Here is a 16,940-nt window from a genome sequence, read left to right as displayed (position 1 = left end):
CCCCTTTTAAACTAAATCTAGTGAAATTTTACCAGCTTTTATCTCGCTTACTTTTACTTTAATGCAATCACCTTCTTTAATAGGTGATTTAATTTTTGAGATATGAAGAAGACCATCTACCCCATCTCTTAATGAGACAAAAGCACCAAAAGTAGCTATCTTTTTAATCTCTCCATCAAATTCCTCTCCAATTTTAAAATTATCTATATTTTTAACCTCTTTTTTACCACCTCTTGTTTTTAGATCTTTTTGTGTGATTTGGATTATATACTCTTTGGCTGCTTCAACCTTGCCTTTTTGCGAACCAGCTACTTTAACCTCGCCCTTTTCTCTATCTAAATCGATGCTTACATCAAATTTCTCAATTATCTCTTTGATAGTTTTTCCAGCTTGACCGATGATATCAACAATCTTTGATGGATCTACGCTAAATAGCTCTAATTTTGGCAATATCTCTTCATTTATAACTATATCATCACTGGCTTTTTCCATAATGGCTAAGATATGCTCTCTAGCCTCTTTGGCTTGCAATAAAGCCTCTTTTAAAACTTCATGACTAATGCCGCCAAGTTTTATATCCATTTGAAGTGCAGTTATACCATCTTTGCTACCTGCGACTTTAAAATCCATATCGCCATCATGATCTTCTAAGCCCATAATATCAGTTAATACAGCATGTTTATCACCTTCAAATACAAGCCCCATAGCCACACCTGCTACTAGCTTGCAACTTTGTACTCCAGCAGCCCTAAGCGCTAAAGAACCACCGCATACACTAGCCATAGAACTCGATCCGTTGCTCTCTAAAATTTCGCTTACTAATCTAATAGAATATGGACTATCTAAATCTACGCTTGGATACAAGGCTCTTTTGGCTAAATTTCCATGCCCTAGCTCTCTTCTACCTGGAGCCTTAATAGGACTAGCCTCACCTACGCTAAAGCCTGGAAAATTATAATTAAACATAAATTTCTCTGCTACAACGCCCTTTTCTGTTAATATCTCGCTCATTTGTGCGTCACTATCAGTCCCTAAGGTAGCTACTACTAAAGCTTGTGTTTGCCCTCTTGTAAATAGACAACTACCATGTGCATTTGGCAATATATTTGTCTCGATACTAATTGGACGAACATCTTTAAGCCCTCTACCATCAGCTCTTTTTGATTCATTTATTATCTGTTCTCTTACGATTTTCTTCTTATATTTACCTAATATATTTAGTATTAAATTCTTATCCCAGCCTTCGCTTATAGCTGTATCGCTAAGGGCAATTTGATTAGCTATTTTAACTAATTCACTTGCTCTTTCACTTTTTGCCATCTGATTTATAGCATTTTTAACTTCAGTTTTATAAAACTCATCTATATAAATTGCGATATCGTTATTTTCTATCTCGCTTTTATACTCCAAATTTGCTGCTGGTTTTTTATAATCTTTAAAGGCCTCTTCATAGGCATTAGAGCCATTTATGATAGCTTCATTAGCGAATTTAATCGCTTCAAGCATCTTAGATTCATCAAATTCATTCATTGATTGCTTTTGAATAAACTCACTACATAGACCCATATCCACCACTGGATCCATCGCTATCATAGAGGTTATATCATTAGTTAATGTCGGTAAGCTTCTCATCTCAATCATCAAAAGTTCATCTTTAACCCCAGCTACATATAGATCAAGTGTAGATTTTTTAAGCTCTGAATTACTAGGATTTAATACAAACTCTCCATCAATATGTCCAACTCTAACCCCGCATACTGGACGCTCAACTGGAATATCGCTTAAATACAAAGCCACGCTCGCTGCATTTAATCCTACAACTTGTAAATCCACCTCAGGATCAGCACTTAATACCATAACTACTATTTGAGTAGGATATGCATAGCCTTTTGGAAATAATGGACGAAGACTTCTATCTATTATACGACTAGTAAGAGTTTCAAAATCCCCTGGCTTTGTCTCACGCTTGACATACCCGCCAGGAATTCTACCAGCTGCATATTGTTTTTCTAAATACTGAACAGTCAAAGGCAAAAAATCCTCTTCAACTTGAGTATCTTCTCTTGCTATTGTAGCTAGTACTACGGTATTTTTTACCCTTAAAAGCACTGCTCCGCTAGCTTGTTTAGCAACTTTATTTAGATCAAAAATTTGAATTTGATTATTTACTTCTATACTGCACTGCATTTATATCTCCTTTGATTTTTGTATTTTTTGTAGTGGTAAATAGTGCGGACTATCTTCTAAAATAGACATAGCCGACTCTACTGCAACTCTAGAATTGTAATAAAAATCTACATCCACAAAATTGCTTATCTTTTTAGCATAATATAAACTATCAACCAAGGTATTAAAGTATGATAATATATCAGCTGCTATAAGTGGAGTGCCATATGTTATAGATTTTACATTTAAATTTATTAACGATTTAATGCATACAAGTGCTGTAATACCTGTTTGACATCCTAAATCAACTAATAAAATATTTCTACCTTGAAGATTTTCTAAAAGCTTACCTTTACGATATTTATAAACATTTTTTAAAATTTTTTCCTCATATTTACGGTGTGCTTCACCATAAATAAAATCTAAGCTTATATCAAAAGCATTAACCAATTCACTGTTATAAACAATCTCCTCAGTCTCGCTAACTATAGCAATTTCACACTCAGGATTATTTGGTGCATAAAGTCGCTCACTAAAAAACAGCTCATAACTAAGATCTAGCTCATTAGCAATAGCATTAGCCAAAACAACACTATCTAAAGATGAACAAACTACGACAAAATCGCCAGATATTAGCTCATTATGTGGCAATACATCTAGCAATTTACTTGCTGCATCTAGTTCATCTTGAAATTTAAGATCATTTGGGCTTATCAATTTGTGGCCTTATTATCTTGTTCAATGGAAAAATCATATCCCACATCCCCTAATGGATAGAAGCTAAAATATAGATACACGCCCTGGCTTTTTTTAGACTCTAATCCAGCGCTAGTATTTTTAGGTTCGATATCTTCTTTATAAATTAAGCTATAATCCCAGCATTTTCTTTTATAGTGGATACCGCCTTGCCACATTTTAGTATAATCCCTTTGCAGATCATAATCCACACCTGCAAATATCTCATAATTATATGGAAGTTTTAAACTTGCATTGCCACTTAGATAGCTCTCCTTATCATATGCATCGCCATCATAAAAGTTTTTATCATATGTATGCCAGATTCTAGTAGCAATTTTAGTTCCGCTATATGATATACCGGTTTGAATCTTTGCGATATCATGATCTAAATGCGAATATTCTATTTTATTACCAAAATCAAAATTACCATAATATAGATTTATTCGATTCTCAAAACTCTCAAACTCATCTCTATCAAAATCATAGCTCTCTTTTACGCTGTGTCTTAGCACTTTTTGGCCATTAACATCGTAAAAAAATTGAGTTCCATCAAATGTTATTCGCTCAGTTGTAAAGCTATTTGAAACTCTATCGATAAAGTTATCTTCAAATAGTGCTAGATTATTTGGATCATAGGTTGCGCCATCTTTTATCATATAATACTTTAATAGCTTTTCGTTGATATCACCATTATTATACCCTGGTTTAATATAATCAAATTTAAAATTTATAGTATGATAAAAGCTGCTAAATGCCCTTGACATATCATTTTCTAACAAGATTCTATGATAATGGTTAATTATATCATCATAATGATTATTGTAAAAATCACTGCCATCATAGTACTTTGCTCTGTTATAATCAACATGTGAAGCGTATAAATTCTCACTAATATATAAATTTACATAATCATCAAATAATCCAAACTGTAATCCCAAAGGAATATCAATCTCATATTGATTAGCACTTACGCCAATTTCTCTAGTGTAATTATGATATTTAACATCAAATGAATAAGTCAAATTTGGCACTATAAAGGTATTAAAAAAGCTATGATATTGCACCTTTGGTAGCTCTTGAAGCGTATCATCATTACCATATTTTGTACCGATTTTTGCCGTATCAATATAGTATTTAGCATATGTACCTAGATAGTGATTATCTGTAGCAATAAAATAATTTAATCTAGATTCTACTAGTGAGGCATGACTAGATCCATCTCTACCACGTAAATTTAAATAATCAATATCATTTAGATTTACAAATTCAAGCCACAAGCCCTCTTTAAAATCACCATCAATTAAATAACTAATTAACCTATCTCTATCATAGCCTAACTCAATTCCACGATGCTGTTTATTTTTTAAATTCTCACGATTTTTATACTCACTTCTCTCATTAAATATTCCAGAACGAATATATCCATTAGAGTACGGTGAATCAGCAAATCTAAAAGTTGAATATAGCCCAACCCCTCTATTTGTACGGATTTGCGGGTCAAATTCTAAATCCCATTCATTATACTCAGCCACATAAATTGGCTGTAAATACACCAGTCCTTCATCTCCACTATATGACAACTGTGGAGTTAAAAGTCCAGTTCTTCTAGTCTTATCAGTGCTAAAACCAAAATATGGTAGATACATCACAGGGGTGTTTTTAACATAAAATACAGGATTGTAAAGATGTAAAAATTTGCTTTGTTTATTTAATTCACCGCTACTAAATCCTATATGCCAATCTGGATCGCTAACATTACAACTAGATACAATAGCATTTTTAACACTTAGCATCTCATCAGAACTACAACTCTCATTACTTTGAAGCCAAATCTCTTTTTTCTTGTCAATTGCAAAGCTTCTATCAAAGCTCATTTCATTAGTTGCAAGATTAATTCTAGCATATTCTGAGCGGCTGGCTTCATACTCACCACGCATTAAATTTACGTTACCAAATAGCTCTATAATATTACTTTTTTGGTCATACTTTGCACTATCAGCACTAGCTAAGTAGTTTTGTGAATATAACAAAACATTACCACTAGCACTGATTATATCGCCATCTTTTTGCACATCACTAGCTAAAAATTCGACATTTTCTATATTGGCCAAAAGCTCGCCACATAAAAGCCCAGCAAATGCTAGTAATCTAATACGCATTACAAACTACAGTCTTGGCTAATTTATCTTGCCATGTTTGCCGCTGAGAATTACCAAGCGCCCACAAAAATCCAATATAAAATAGCGTCTCGCTCAAAAGCCTCATACAAGCTCTTAAAAAGCTACTACTAAGGCTAGGTCTAGATAGCATTACAGTATCTATACAAACAAGCTTGCATAACATTTTACCAGGGGTTGCAGCATAGTACCAGATAAAAAATGTATGATACGCCACTTTCATAAGCGCAATTTGCCAAAATAAATTTGATATCGCAGCTAATGTAGCCTCAACGCCAATATCACTGGCTCTAGCGATATAATCCCAATAAATTAACATAAATAGCACAGATATGATAACATCATCGATAGCATAAGCTAGAGCTCTCTTATTTATGCTTGCAATAGTAATATTTTCTCTATATAATTTCTCTTCTAAGCTCTCTCTCATTAAAGCGCCTGATATCCGATATCATCACGGTATTGCATACCATCAAATTGAATATTTTTAGCTAGTTCATAAGCTCTATCTCTAGCCTCTTTTACACTCGTTCCTTTACCTACAGCTACTAGTACTCTACCACCTGTCGCATATAATTTACCGCCTTCTAACGACACTCCAGCATATGCTATATGCGAGTTTTGTGGAATATTTTCTACGCTTATTTTAGCTGCTGGACTGCTTTTATATGGATAATCTTTACTAGCTAGCACCACGCCTACAGCAATCTCATTTTCTAGTTCAAATTTACTTAATTTTCCAAGTGCTGCACCGTGCAAAATCTCACCTAGTTCACCACGAATTAATGGCATTAAAACCTCACACTCCGGATCGCCAAATCTAACATTAAATTCAAGCACATATGGCACATCATTTACCACCATTAATCCTACAAATAATACCCCGCAAAATGGCGCATTCTCAGCTTGCATTCCTTTAAGTGTCGGTTCTACTACCTCTTTTTCTACTCTTTTTATTAGCTCTTCATTGGCTAATGGGCTTGGTGCATAAGCACCCATTCCACCAGTATTTGGCCCTTCATCGCCGCTTAGCAATCTTTTATGATCTTGTGCTACTGGAAGTGAGACGAAGTTATTTCCATCGCAAATAGCAAAAAAACTAAGCTCAAATCCATCTAAAAACTCTTCTACTACAACTCTCTTACCAGCTGCACCAAAGCTTTCCCCGCTTAGCATATCTTTTACAGCAGTCTTAGCCTCATCTTTGCTCTTAGCAATTATTACACCTTTTCCAGCACATAACCCATCTGCTTTTACTACAACTATATCGCCTAAGGTATCAATAAATTCAGCCGCTTCATCATAATTATTAGTATTTATAAATCTTGCTGTTCTTATGCTATTTTTGGCTAAAAATTCCTTCATATATGCTTTTGAACTCTCTAATCTTGCAGCAGCACGTGATGGACCAAAAATAGTTAAATTATTAGCTTTAAAGATATCAACCACACCATCGCTTAAAGCATTTTCAGGACCAACTATAGTAAGTTCTATTTTATTTTCAAGTGCGAATTTAGCAAGATCATTAAAATCTTTAATATCTACATTTTGACCCAAATTTGCAGTTGCTCCATTACCTGGCGAGAAAAAAAGATTATGTGTTTGGTTATCTTGAGTTAATCTAAGTCCAATGGCGTACTCTCTACCGCCACTTCCAATAATGAGAATATTCATATAATTCCTATAAATTTAAAATACCCAGATGGTCGGTGCATAGTAGAATCGGCCCTAATATAAAGCCAATCTTGCAAATAGGCAGCAGCTTTAGGTCGCAGCTTCTAAACCGTTAGGCATCAATCAAAGTCGCGTCACACCACTCTGCACATCTTCGCTAATACTAATTTGTTGGACCTTCATAAAAATGCTATCGAGTCATCCAGGCAGGGAAATTATATCAAATTTGACTTAAATTTTAGATAGTTTATTGGATTTTAAATCAAATTTTTTTCAAATTCAGCTCCAAATTGCTATAATCTAGCATAAATTTTAAAATTTAAGGTAGAAAATGTATAAAATTAGACCCGCCAAAAAAGATGATATCAAAGATATAATTAATCTTGTTAAAGAACTGGCTGAATATGAAAAGATGAGTGATAGGATAAAATTTAGTGATGAATTATTTCAAAATTCTATTTTTGAAAAAAAATACGCTCACATTTTAGTTTGCCAACATAGCGAAAAAATCATAGGATATGCTATATATTTTTATACCTTCTCTAGCTTTCTTGGGCGTGCGGGGATATATTTAGAGGATTTATATGTTCAGCCTAAATTCCGTGGCAATGGTATTGGTAAACAATTTTTAGCTATTCTTGCTAAAAAATGCATTGATGAAGGATTGGGGCGACTAGAGTGGGAGTGTTTGACTTGGAATAAACCAAGTTTAGAGTTTTATTATAAACTTGGCGCTAAAAATAGAGATGAGTTTTTTCATCTTAGACTCGATGGTAAAGAGTTGGAAAATTTAGCAAATTTTATTAAAGATTAAATAGCTTTTTGGTAGTATAATGGATAAAAATTATACCATTTACAAGCTTGAGATATTGCGTACAATGGGTTTTAAATTTGTTAGCTTTGATGAGATTTTACCACATAAAATATCTGAGTTTAACTCTTTAAAGCTATTAAATACACAAATAAAAAGCTGTAATCTTTGCCAGCTATGCAAAAGCCGAACTAACGCAGTCATTGGTAGTGGAAATATTAGTAGTGGTGTAGTTTTTGTGCTTGATAGTCCAAATGTTAGAAGCGATAAAAATGGTCTTTGTACTCCTGATGATTCGCTTTTGCGATATTTAAATTTAGCTGGACTTAACGCAAATGAGATATATTTTACATATATTTTAAAATGTATTAATAAGCAGAATAATTGGTATTATAATGATATTTGTACAAAGTTTTTTAACCAAGAACTTGCAATCATTAAACCTAAATTTATTGTAAGCTTTGGATTAAATTGTTTTAAAGAACTAGCTAAAAATGGCTCATTTGAGAGCCATAGAGGTGGCATTTATAGACTTAAAAATTCACTTTATATGCCGACTTTTGATAACGCTTGGATAGACAAAAATCCTAGTAAAGCTAATGAGTTTATAGCAGATTTAAAAAAAATAAAAGGATATTTATGAAAAATTTAATTATTTCATTTTTTATGATTTTTATAGCAGTCATACAGGCAAATTCGCAATCTAGATGTGATAAAGAGTGCTTAAAAGAGTTATCTCGTGGGGTTGATTTTATCCAATTTATCTACACTCCGCTAACTATGAGCGAACCTTTTAAGAGCTACTATGCTGGTATTAAAAAGCTTGCAACCATTCCAGAGATTGAGATTGGCCGCAAAGATATAAAAGTTGCCCTAATAATTCCTCAAGATGTAATAAAAAGCTACTCTGTAGTAGTAAGTGATTCAGTTTTTGCATATATTTTCAAACGTGATGTTGGTTCGCATATTGAGATATTTTATAGCGGTGATGAGAGTGCAGAAAATCTAAATTTAGCTATAAACAGAGCAAAAAATGCTGGATTTAAATATCTTATTGCTCCACTAACAACAAACGGCTTAGAGATTGTAAATAGCGATGATTATGATGATTTAATATTTTACATTCCAACAATCAATATCAAAAATATTTCAAACCCAAGATCAAATTTATTCTTTGGTGGCATTGATTATGAAGCACAAATTCAAAAGCTATTAACAAAAGCCAACCATAAAATAACCGCATTTGGCGATGGTAGTAGAGTCTCAGATATGCTAAATAATCTAGTTACTAATAACACAAATGAAGCATATATTAAGAATATAGAAGGTAGTGATATAAAGCTAAATTTCTTAAAAAATAATTATAAAGTTAAAAATAGCTCTATATTTTTAAATACTCCATTAATTAAAAGCGCACTACTTAGTTCGCAATTTAGAGTATTTGAGCTTACACCTCACATACTGCTCTCAACTCAGCTTAACTATAATAGCGCTTTAATCAGCCTTACTCAAAGTGGTGATCGTAAAAATATGTATATTGCTAACTCCATAATGACTCCTGATAGCCAGCTAGAGACACTTAGTGCTATTTTAGGAGAAAAGCTTGATTATGATTGGGTGGCTTACTCTACAATGATTGGAATGGATTTTATATATCTAAACTACATAAACAAAAGCGCAAAAGCTATCTTTAAAGAAGAGATGCAAAATAATCAAATACAATACAATATAAATATTATGCGTGCTGGAAATTATGGATTTTATTTTGATGAGTAGTAATAGGTAAATCCTATTACTTAGCTTTAATGTTCATTTAACCGGCCAAAAACTCTAGCAAATTCTGGCTCAAGTCTAGAGAGCTTTCCATCGCTAATAAACCCTACTATAACCTTTGCACGAAATATCAATTCACGCTCGCACTCTCCTTTAATGTTTGCTACTTTATATATATCTTGAGCTAGGGTTAAACTTACACTGCCAACCTTGACAAGCTTGGTTTGAACATCTAATATATCTCCTAAAACAGTAGGTTTTAAATAGTGCGCTTCAAGCTTTGTAACTACAAAGTGACGACTATCATTAAATTCAATTCCCGAAGCAAATACTATCTCACTTCTAGCACGCTCACAAAATTTAATATAATTGCTATGATATACTATCCCACCACTATCTGTATCTTCGTAATAAATTCTAACCTTTAATCCCATTAACTCTCCTTACGCACTCTAATGAAAAATAGTGCCACTTGAGCCAACATCATTGCTTTCATCACAAATTCACTAGCTTTATGCATACTAGCAAATTCAGCCGTAGCAGTCGCTTCAGCGCCGATTTTTTGAGCTTGAAGAATATATGGCGTGAAATAAAATACAAACGACATAGCCAAAAGAGTTATAATAAGTGCTAAGAAAAATGCGCTAATTTTATAATTAAAACTCTCGCTATTTTTCAAATTAATAATCTCAAAAAGAAAAATTAGCGATGAGATAAATGTCAACATCACATTATATTTTAAAAATACTTGAGTCATTAATTGACCGCTTTGATAGTGGCTCAAAACTCCTTCGCCAATATATTGCGATGGATAAAATATCACAGGCGCCATAAATATCCCAATAGCAAGCTCAGCACCAATACAAATACCAAGCAAAAGCAGATAAAAACTTCTAAATTTAACCATTATTTTCCTTTATTATAAGCTACAAACCCACGATCTAATCCAGCTAAATCGGTATAAAACTCACTTTGAAAATCAAGCTTATCAAGATAATTTTTCATAGATTCTCTTTGATCATAGCCCATTTCGCAAATTAAATATTTAGCTCTAGATTTTGCTAGATTAATAATATCTTTTAATATCTCATCACCAATTTGACCACCTATTAATGCTGTTTTTGGCTCACTTAAAACCCATTTATCCAGCGGATAATTGGCTGCAATATATGGCGGATTAGAGATAATAATATCAAAATCACCATTAACTTTATCAAGATAATTTGACTCTATAAGCTCTATATCGACTTGAAATTTATCTTTATTTATCTTAGCATACTTGAGTGCATCTGGACTAATATCAGTAGCAATTATTTTAGCATTTTTAAGCTCTAAGGCTAAAGATATACTAATAATTCCACTCCCAACACCAATCTCAGCAATCCTTGGTGCATTAAATTTACTAGCTATCTCTAGGGCTTTTTCTATCAAAATCTCAGTCTCAAATCTTGGGATTAAAACTCCCTGCCCTACCTCAAAATCTCTTCCCATAAACTCACAACAACCAAAAATATACTCTAATGGCTCTCCATTTTTATATCTATCTAATAATTCTATGAATTTATCTTTTTTAGCCAACTCATCATTTAAATGTAAAAATATCCACTCTCTACTTTTTTTTAAATGAAACTCCATTAATAAGTACGCAAAACGATTACCAAATTCCTTGGCTAAGTTCAAACCATCACAAATTCTCAAGACGCTTTAGCCTCTCAAATAGGGTTGGATGTGAATGATATACAAAACTATAAAATGGATGAGAAAGTGGAAAAGATTTATTTTCTTTACCAAGTTTTTTAAGAGCTGATATCATATACTCTTTATTAGTTTTATTAGCGCCAAATTCATCAGCGCCAAATTCATGCGACCTAGAAAATGTCGATATTAAAGGCTCTACAACCACCATAAAAAGTGAAGAGTATAGCAAGAAAAAGATAAACAATCCGCCACCACTTTGTTCTAATCCAAGTGCGGTATAAATATTAACTGGAATATTTCCAAAAATTGCAAAAAAACCAAATAAAACCGCACTCATTAAGGCTATATTTTTAATTATATCTTTATGTTTGAAGTGACCAAGCTCATGGCCAAGAACTGCTATAATCTCATTTTTATCAAGTTTGTTTATTAATGTATCAAATAATACTACTCTCTTAGTCGCTCCAATCCCACCAAAATAAGCATTTAATCTATTATCTCTTTTACTAGCATCCATACTATATATACCACTACTTTTAAATCCACATGAGTTTAATAGATTATTTATAGCTAAATTTAACTCATCATTTTGCAATGGAGTAATCTTATTAAATATTGGAACAATAATTGTCGGATATATCAAATTTACTAACAAAATTAATCCAAAACTAATCGCAAAAGCCCATATCCACCAGCTCTGCCCTAAAAACTCATAGCAATTTAATAAAATCCATGAAACTCCAAATCCAAATACAAAAATCATTATTATAGTTTTAATAAAATCCATAGCAAAAAGCCCAACTGTGCTATTGCAAAAGCCAAATTTCTTATCCATTACAAATTTACTATATATCTCAAAAGGTAGGTTAATTACTGCTCCAATGACTAAAAATAAAGCAACAAGCAAAGCATCTCTTACCATAACCATCTCTATACCACTAAGGCTAGAAGCCAAAGCACTAGCGCCCCATATGCTCCATATAGCTACAGTAATAAATAGAAAAATATTATGAATTATCTCAAATTTTTGCTTTTGTATTGCTACGATTGCGGCATTATGAAATTCTGCCTCAGGCAATACTACTGGCTCCTTACATCTTTTAATGTAATTTATCTGTAAGATACTTAAAACCACTCTATAAATTGTAAATAAAGCATACAAAGTAATTAAAATTTCAAGCATAAAAACTCACTTTAAAAAATTATTATAAAAACTACTAATAAATACAACTAAGATTATAAATGGAATTACAAATTTAACATAATAAAACCACATATTTACAATAGTTTTTGAGCTTTTCGTTCCATACATTATCTCAGCTTTAGCCTCATCTTTTAGCACCCAACCAACAAAAAGCGCACAAAACAAAGAAGTTAGCACAAAAAATATAGTAGCACTAATAGCATCATAAGCATCAAATATATTTTTACCAAAAATTGTAATATCTGATAGGATATTTGTCGCCATCAAAGAAGGGATATTGCCAACTACAAAAATTACACTAAGTACTAACACAATAGCATTATGGCGTTTAATTTTAAATTTTTCTTCTAAAACAGTAATAATAACCTCATAAATTGGCAACGAAGTAGTAAGTGCCGCAATCATAAGTAGCCCAAAAAACGCAATAGCCATAATCTGCCCAGCAAACATATTAGAAAATACAATTGGCAAACTTTTAAAAACCAAGCTAGGCCCACTATCAGGCGAAATTCCAAAAGTAAATAAAGATGGAAATATCATAAATCCAGCTACTACAGCAATTACGGTATTTACAACCCCAGTAATTACTGAGGTTTTTATAAGATCTTCATCTTTTCTTAAAAAGCTAGAAAGTGTAATCATAACCCCAAATCCAAGCGATAATGCAAAGAAAACTTGACCTAAAACATCGATAAATAGCTTCATAGTTATTTTACTAAAATCAGGCGTAAGATAGAATTTAATACCTTCAATAGCTCCATCAAGTGTGACATTCCTAGCAACCATAGCTAGCATCAATATAAATAGTAATGGCATTAGATATTTAGCAGCCTTCTCTATTCCATCTACTGCGCCTTTTACTAATATAATATAATTAATAAGCACAAAAATAGCCGTCATAATACCAATAGCAAGTGGCGAATTAATAATATTTGTCTCATAAAACTCAGCTGTTACAGTAGCACTAATTGGCTGTGAAATATCAAATCCACCAACAATAATATTATATATATAATCTAACACCCAACCGCCAATTACCATATAATACGCCATAATACCAAAGGCACCACAAATCCCCATCCATCCGACAATTTTCCACAATGGATTTACTTTTTTACCATTTGCATAACCACCAAATGCATCTACTGAGTTGATATGTAGTCTTCTACCTATGGCATTTTCAGCCAAAATCATTGGAATGCCAATAACAATCATCGCTATACAAAATATAAGAACATAAGCTCCGCCTCCATTTTGGCCTACTAAATATGGAAAACGCCAAGTAGCGCCAAAGCCGATAGTAGCACCAGCAACAGCTAAAATATATGTAAGTCTAGAACTCCAAGTTTGTCTATTTTCTACCATTGATATCCCTTAATTTTGAGAAAGCTCAAGCACCTCAAAATACTCATTTTCTAGCAAATTCAATTCACCCTTTTTCTCTTCAAGCTCTTCAAATAAAGTTTGTAAGCCTATTTTTTGGTAAATTTCTGGGGTTGAAAGAGCGTGATTCAATTCACTTATTCTGCTCTCTAAAGCTTCTATTAGTGCTGGGTGATTTTGTAGGATTTGATTTTGCTTATAGGTTAGTTTAACCTTAGATGTTTTTTGTTTCTCTTTAGTTTCTATGTTTTGACCTAGCTCTGATTCTATATCACTTAGCTGATTTAGCTCCTCTTCTATATCTAAGTATTCACTATACTCCATATAAATTTGCTCGATTTTGCCATTTTCATACGCCCAAAGCTTATTAGTAATCTTATCTATAAAATATCTATCATGGCTTACTATTAATATCGCTCCTTCAAAGCTAAGCAGATACTCCTCTAATATATTAATAGTAGCGATATCAAGATCATTTGTTGGCTCATCTAAAATTAAACAATCATATTCTTTAGTAAAAAGAAGAGCTAGAGCTAGGCGATTTTTTTCTCCACCACTTAGTACGCCCACAGATTTGTCTAAAAACTCCTTTGGAAATAAGAAATTTTTAAGATATCCATACACATGATAATTTCTTCCGCGAACCATTATATGATCGCCACCATTAGGGCAAAATAGCTCAATTAAGGACTTATCATCACTAATACTCTTTCTGCTTTGATCAAAATAGCCAATTTTGATATCGCCACGATTGATTACACCACTATCTGGGCTTAGCTCTCCTAGCAATATCTTTAGCATAGTAGATTTACCGCTACCATTTCTACCTACTATTCCTATGCGCTCACCTTGTAAAACCCTAGCGTTAAAATCGCTAAAAAGTACCTTATTATCTATAGTTTTAGATAAATTTTTACACTCAAATAGCATCTTTTTGCGATTTTGATTTAATCCACCACCATTAAAACTCTTACTAGCTCTTTCTAGCTCTAGTTTAACTCTTCTAATTAATCCTGGATTTTTCTTAGCCTCTTCACGCATAGCTAAGATTCTTTGTTTTCTACCTTCATTGCGTTTTAGCCTTGCTTTTACACCGCGTCTTAACCACTCTTCTTCGCTTTTTAAATTTTTTATTAGTGTCTCGTGAGATTTAGCTAAGCTTCTTAGAATTTCCTCTTTTTTGGTTAGATAATTAGCATATCCTCCATCAAAACTTCTTAATGCTCCATCTTCAATCTCAACTGAACGAGTAGCAAGTCTATCGATAAAATACCTATCGTGACTAATAAATACAATTGTTTGATTAGAGGCTAATAATAGCTCTTCAAGGAATCTCACCATATAAACATCAAGATGATTGGTCGGCTCATCAAGTAAAAGCACATCTGGTTTTTTTAATATTAAAGCACCAAGTGCTACCCTGCGTATCTCTCCGCCGCTTAAGCTATTTACAAGCCTATTTTCATACTCTCTAAGGCCAAAACTATCTAAAATTCTCTCAATTTTATTTTCTATATTCCAACCATCTTTAGACTCAATAAATTTAACAAGCCCATCTTGGAGGTGGAGCAATTCAGGATTTTCATGCTCATTGCTCATTTGAGCTAAAACTTTCTCATACTCATCTCTAGCATCAAATATCTCTTTTAATTCATAATTTAATGCATCTTTTACGCTTAAATTATCATTAAATTTAGGTGATTGAGCTAACATCTCAATACTTATTGAGTTTTGCCTTATCACTCTACCGCTATCAATCTCGCACTCTCCACGCAAGATCTTCATTAATGTACTCTTACCGCCACCATTTTTACCTATTATGGCGATTCTTTCTTTTTCATTTACACTGAAATTCGTCTCATTTAAAATAATTTTATCGCCAAATTTTTTACTAACTTCTATAAGATCAATAAGAGCCATATCAATTCCTATATGTTAAGATCTTTGCGTCTAAGCATAAACCATATACTACAACCAGCAGCTATAAAGCCAAGAACTACCATATAATACGCCAAATACATAGGGTTAAATTTAAATACCATAGCAGTAGCAAATGGAGTAGTAACACCACCAGCTATAGCATAAGCAATATTGTAAGCAAATGAAATCCCACTAAATCTAAGTTTATTAGGAAATATTGCAATCATTAAAAATGGCGCTCCACATGGACCAACACAAGCCAGTAAGCCACTAAGCAAATAAAGCCCTAGAACCATCTCAAAACTCGCCCCACTATAAAGCGCATCAAAATAGGCATAAACACTAATTGAAAATAATAAAGCCAATACTAAAGTAGTTTTAGCAATACCATATTTATCACTTAATCTACCATAAATGAAACAACCAAAACATAAAAGAACTATAGCACCCATCTGCATATATATAGTTGTAAGACGCCCTAACTCAACTCCATCAGCGTTAAATGCCTTAGGCATAAAATTTGGCATTAAAAGTATAAGAACAACAATACATCCAGTTAAAACCCAAGTAATAAGCATAGATGCGATACTATCAATTTTATGAAATTTAAATACAGATTTTAAAGGAATTTTATCAAGCTCATTTCTCTCTTGCATCTCTTTAAATACTGGAGTTTCACTTAAATATCTTCTAAGATATATAGATATAATCCCAAAGACACCACCTAAAATAAATGGTAATCTCCACATCCCATCTCTAATCTCATTATCATTCCAAATATCTTTAACAATCATAGTAACAAAACTACCAAGCAAGATACCAGCTACAACTGCTGCTGTTAGAATGCTTATGCTAGTATATAGCTTTCCACGAGGTGCGTGCTCACTAACAAATACCCACGCTCCAGGAAGCTCTCCGCCAATTGCAATACCTTGTAAAATTCTAATAATAACTAAAATAATTGGTGCTAAATATCCAATACTTTCAAATGTTGGCATAATACCTAATAAAAATGTAGGAATAACCATAAGCAAAATAGAGAGCATAAACATATTTTTACGGCCATTTTTATCCCCAAAATGTGCCATAATCACCCCACCAATCGGCCTAGCTAAATATCCAGCAGCAAAGGTGCCATATGTATTAAAAATAGCCCAAAATGGATCTAAATCAGCCGGAAAAAATAGCAATGATATATAAGAAGCAAAAAATACAAAGATAATAAAATCATAAAACTCAAGCATTCCACCAAGAGATGAAAGCCCCAAAATTCTAATGTCTGATCTACTAAATGATCTAGCCATCTTGTTCCTTATTTAAAAAATTAAATCTAGTATTATACAAAAGCATTACTAAAATAGAGTTTAATAATAAAATCAAATATTAAATCAAATAC

The 16,940-nt window shown here is 32.8% G+C and carries 15 protein-coding genes; 3 read left to right on the top strand and 12 right to left on the bottom strand.

Going from position 1 to position 16,940, the window contains the following annotated elements:
- Nucleotides 1-6: 6 nt before the first annotated feature.
- The 5 genes from CIGNP103_RS05540 to purD are packed head-to-tail and all read right to left on the bottom strand — an operon-like array spanning nt 7 to nt 6,755.
- Complete coding sequence (locus CIGNP103_RS05540) at nt 7-2,187, bottom strand: polyribonucleotide nucleotidyltransferase (RefSeq protein ID WP_086252362.1); 2,181 nt, start codon at nt 2,185-2,187, stop codon at nt 7-9.
- On the bottom strand, nt 2,188-2,883 hold the full coding sequence (locus tag CIGNP103_RS05535) for a phosphoribosyltransferase family protein (protein ID WP_086224762.1): 696 nt from the start codon (nt 2,881-2,883) through the stop codon (nt 2,188-2,190). It lies immediately after the preceding gene.
- Nucleotides 2,880-5,063, bottom strand: coding sequence for an LPS-assembly protein LptD (locus tag CIGNP103_RS05530; RefSeq protein ID WP_086241061.1), 2,184 nt, complete (start codon nt 5,061-5,063; stop codon nt 2,880-2,882). The genes CIGNP103_RS05535 and CIGNP103_RS05530 overlap by 4 nt, the downstream gene beginning before the upstream one ends.
- The gene (locus CIGNP103_RS05525) at nt 5,053-5,511 is read right to left on the bottom strand and encodes an RDD family protein (RefSeq protein WP_086224764.1); all 459 of its coding nucleotides are present in this window, start codon (nt 5,509-5,511) and stop codon (nt 5,053-5,055) included. The genes CIGNP103_RS05530 and CIGNP103_RS05525 overlap by 11 nt, the downstream gene beginning before the upstream one ends.
- Nucleotides 5,511-6,755 carry a phosphoribosylamine--glycine ligase gene (purD, locus tag CIGNP103_RS05520; protein ID WP_086224765.1) on the bottom strand — a complete coding sequence of 415 codons (1,245 nt, stop codon included), beginning with the start codon at nt 6,753-6,755 and terminating at the stop codon, nt 5,511-5,513. Before purD ends, CIGNP103_RS05525 begins: the two co-directional genes overlap by 1 nt.
- Nucleotides 6,756-7,086: 331 nt before the next feature.
- Between purD and CIGNP103_RS05515 the strand changes: the two genes are divergently transcribed.
- The 3 genes from CIGNP103_RS05515 to CIGNP103_RS05505 are packed head-to-tail and all read left to right on the top strand — an operon-like array spanning nt 7,087 to nt 9,342.
- Nucleotides 7,087-7,569 carry a GNAT family N-acetyltransferase gene (locus CIGNP103_RS05515; protein WP_086241060.1) on the top strand — a complete coding sequence of 161 codons (483 nt, stop codon included), beginning with the start codon at nt 7,087-7,089 and terminating at the stop codon, nt 7,567-7,569.
- Nucleotides 7,570-7,588: 19 nt separating this feature from the next.
- Complete coding sequence (locus CIGNP103_RS05510; protein WP_086241059.1) at nt 7,589-8,209, top strand: uracil-DNA glycosylase family protein; 621 nt, start codon at nt 7,589-7,591, stop codon at nt 8,207-8,209.
- On the top strand, nt 8,206-9,342 hold the full coding sequence (locus CIGNP103_RS05505; RefSeq protein ID WP_086252361.1) for a hypothetical protein: 1,137 nt from the start codon (nt 8,206-8,208) through the stop codon (nt 9,340-9,342). The genes CIGNP103_RS05510 and CIGNP103_RS05505 overlap by 4 nt, the downstream gene beginning before the upstream one ends.
- Before the next feature lie 26 nt (nt 9,343-9,368).
- On the opposite strand, the gene CIGNP103_RS05500 is transcribed toward CIGNP103_RS05505, so the two are convergent.
- Genes CIGNP103_RS05500 through CIGNP103_RS05470 form a run of 7 tightly spaced genes read right to left on the bottom strand, consistent with a single transcriptional unit; the run spans nt 9,369 to nt 16,848 of the window.
- A complete protein-coding gene (locus CIGNP103_RS05500) occupies nt 9,369-9,773 on the bottom strand; it encodes a YbgC/FadM family acyl-CoA thioesterase (RefSeq protein ID WP_086241057.1) in 405 nt (134 codons plus the stop codon).
- On the bottom strand, nt 9,773-10,246 hold the full coding sequence (locus CIGNP103_RS05495) for a DUF4149 domain-containing protein (protein ID WP_086238685.1): 474 nt from the start codon (nt 10,244-10,246) through the stop codon (nt 9,773-9,775). Before CIGNP103_RS05495 ends, CIGNP103_RS05500 begins: the two co-directional genes overlap by 1 nt.
- A complete protein-coding gene (gene prmC, locus CIGNP103_RS05490; RefSeq protein ID WP_086241056.1) occupies nt 10,246-11,037 on the bottom strand; it encodes a peptide chain release factor N(5)-glutamine methyltransferase in 792 nt (263 codons plus the stop codon). The genes CIGNP103_RS05495 and prmC overlap by 1 nt, the downstream gene beginning before the upstream one ends.
- On the bottom strand, nt 11,024-12,220 hold the full coding sequence (locus CIGNP103_RS05485; RefSeq protein ID WP_086268729.1) for a M48 family metallopeptidase: 1,197 nt from the start codon (nt 12,218-12,220) through the stop codon (nt 11,024-11,026). Before CIGNP103_RS05485 ends, prmC begins: the two co-directional genes overlap by 14 nt.
- 6 nt (nt 12,221-12,226) lie before the next feature.
- Nucleotides 12,227-13,606: a sodium-dependent transporter gene (locus CIGNP103_RS05480; RefSeq protein WP_086268728.1), complete on the bottom strand. Its 1,380-nt coding sequence runs from the start codon at nt 13,604-13,606 to the stop codon at nt 12,227-12,229.
- A gap of 9 nt (nt 13,607-13,615) precedes the next feature.
- On the bottom strand, nt 13,616-15,544 hold the full coding sequence (gene abc-f / locus CIGNP103_RS05475; RefSeq protein WP_086268727.1) for a ribosomal protection-like ABC-F family protein: 1,929 nt from the start codon (nt 15,542-15,544) through the stop codon (nt 13,616-13,618).
- A gap of 8 nt (nt 15,545-15,552) precedes the next feature.
- Entirely contained in the window at nt 15,553-16,848 is a 1,296-nt protein-coding gene (locus CIGNP103_RS05470; protein WP_086241052.1) for an MFS transporter, read from the bottom strand.
- Between the last annotated feature and the right edge of the window lie 92 nt (nt 16,849-16,940).

This window comes from Campylobacter sp. P0103, assembly GCF_002139545.1.
GTDB lineage: Bacteria > Campylobacterota > Campylobacteria > Campylobacterales > Campylobacteraceae > Campylobacter > Campylobacter devanensis.
The sequence above is the reverse complement of the archived record's forward strand: the minus strand, read 5'-3'. Positions and strand labels throughout refer to the sequence as shown.

Excerpts from the sequence above, each read along its gene's own strand:
- abc-f (WP_086268727.1), bottom strand. The coding sequence starts at position 15,544 with ATGGCTCTTATTGATCTTATAGAAGTTAGTAAAAAATTTGGCGATAAA.
- CIGNP103_RS05485 (WP_086268729.1), bottom strand. The coding sequence starts at position 12,220 with ATGCTTGAAATTTTAATTACTTTGTATGCTTTATTTACAATTTATAGA.
- CIGNP103_RS05505 (WP_086252361.1), top strand. The coding sequence starts at position 8,206 with ATGAAAAATTTAATTATTTCATTTTTTATGATTTTTATAGCAGTCATA.
- CIGNP103_RS05530 (WP_086241061.1), bottom strand. The coding sequence starts at position 5,063 with ATGCGTATTAGATTACTAGCATTTGCTGGGCTTTTATGTGGCGAGCTT.
- CIGNP103_RS05480 (WP_086268728.1), bottom strand. The coding sequence starts at position 13,606 with ATGGTAGAAAATAGACAAACTTGGAGTTCTAGACTTACATATATTTTA.
- CIGNP103_RS05525 (WP_086224764.1), bottom strand. The coding sequence starts at position 5,511 with ATGAGAGAGAGCTTAGAAGAGAAATTATATAGAGAAAATATTACTATT.
- CIGNP103_RS05500 (WP_086241057.1), bottom strand. The coding sequence starts at position 9,773 with ATGGGATTAAAGGTTAGAATTTATTACGAAGATACAGATAGTGGTGGG.
- CIGNP103_RS05495 (WP_086238685.1), bottom strand. The coding sequence starts at position 10,246 with ATGGTTAAATTTAGAAGTTTTTATCTGCTTTTGCTTGGTATTTGTATT.
- CIGNP103_RS05515 (WP_086241060.1), top strand. The coding sequence starts at position 7,087 with ATGTATAAAATTAGACCCGCCAAAAAAGATGATATCAAAGATATAATT.
- CIGNP103_RS05510 (WP_086241059.1), top strand. The coding sequence starts at position 7,589 with ATGGATAAAAATTATACCATTTACAAGCTTGAGATATTGCGTACAATG.
- purD (WP_086224765.1), bottom strand. The coding sequence starts at position 6,755 with ATGAATATTCTCATTATTGGAAGTGGCGGTAGAGAGTACGCCATTGGA.
- CIGNP103_RS05540 (WP_086252362.1), bottom strand. The coding sequence starts at position 2,187 with ATGCAGTGCAGTATAGAAGTAAATAATCAAATTCAAATTTTTGATCTA.
- CIGNP103_RS05470 (WP_086241052.1), bottom strand. The coding sequence starts at position 16,848 with ATGGCTAGATCATTTAGTAGATCAGACATTAGAATTTTGGGGCTTTCA.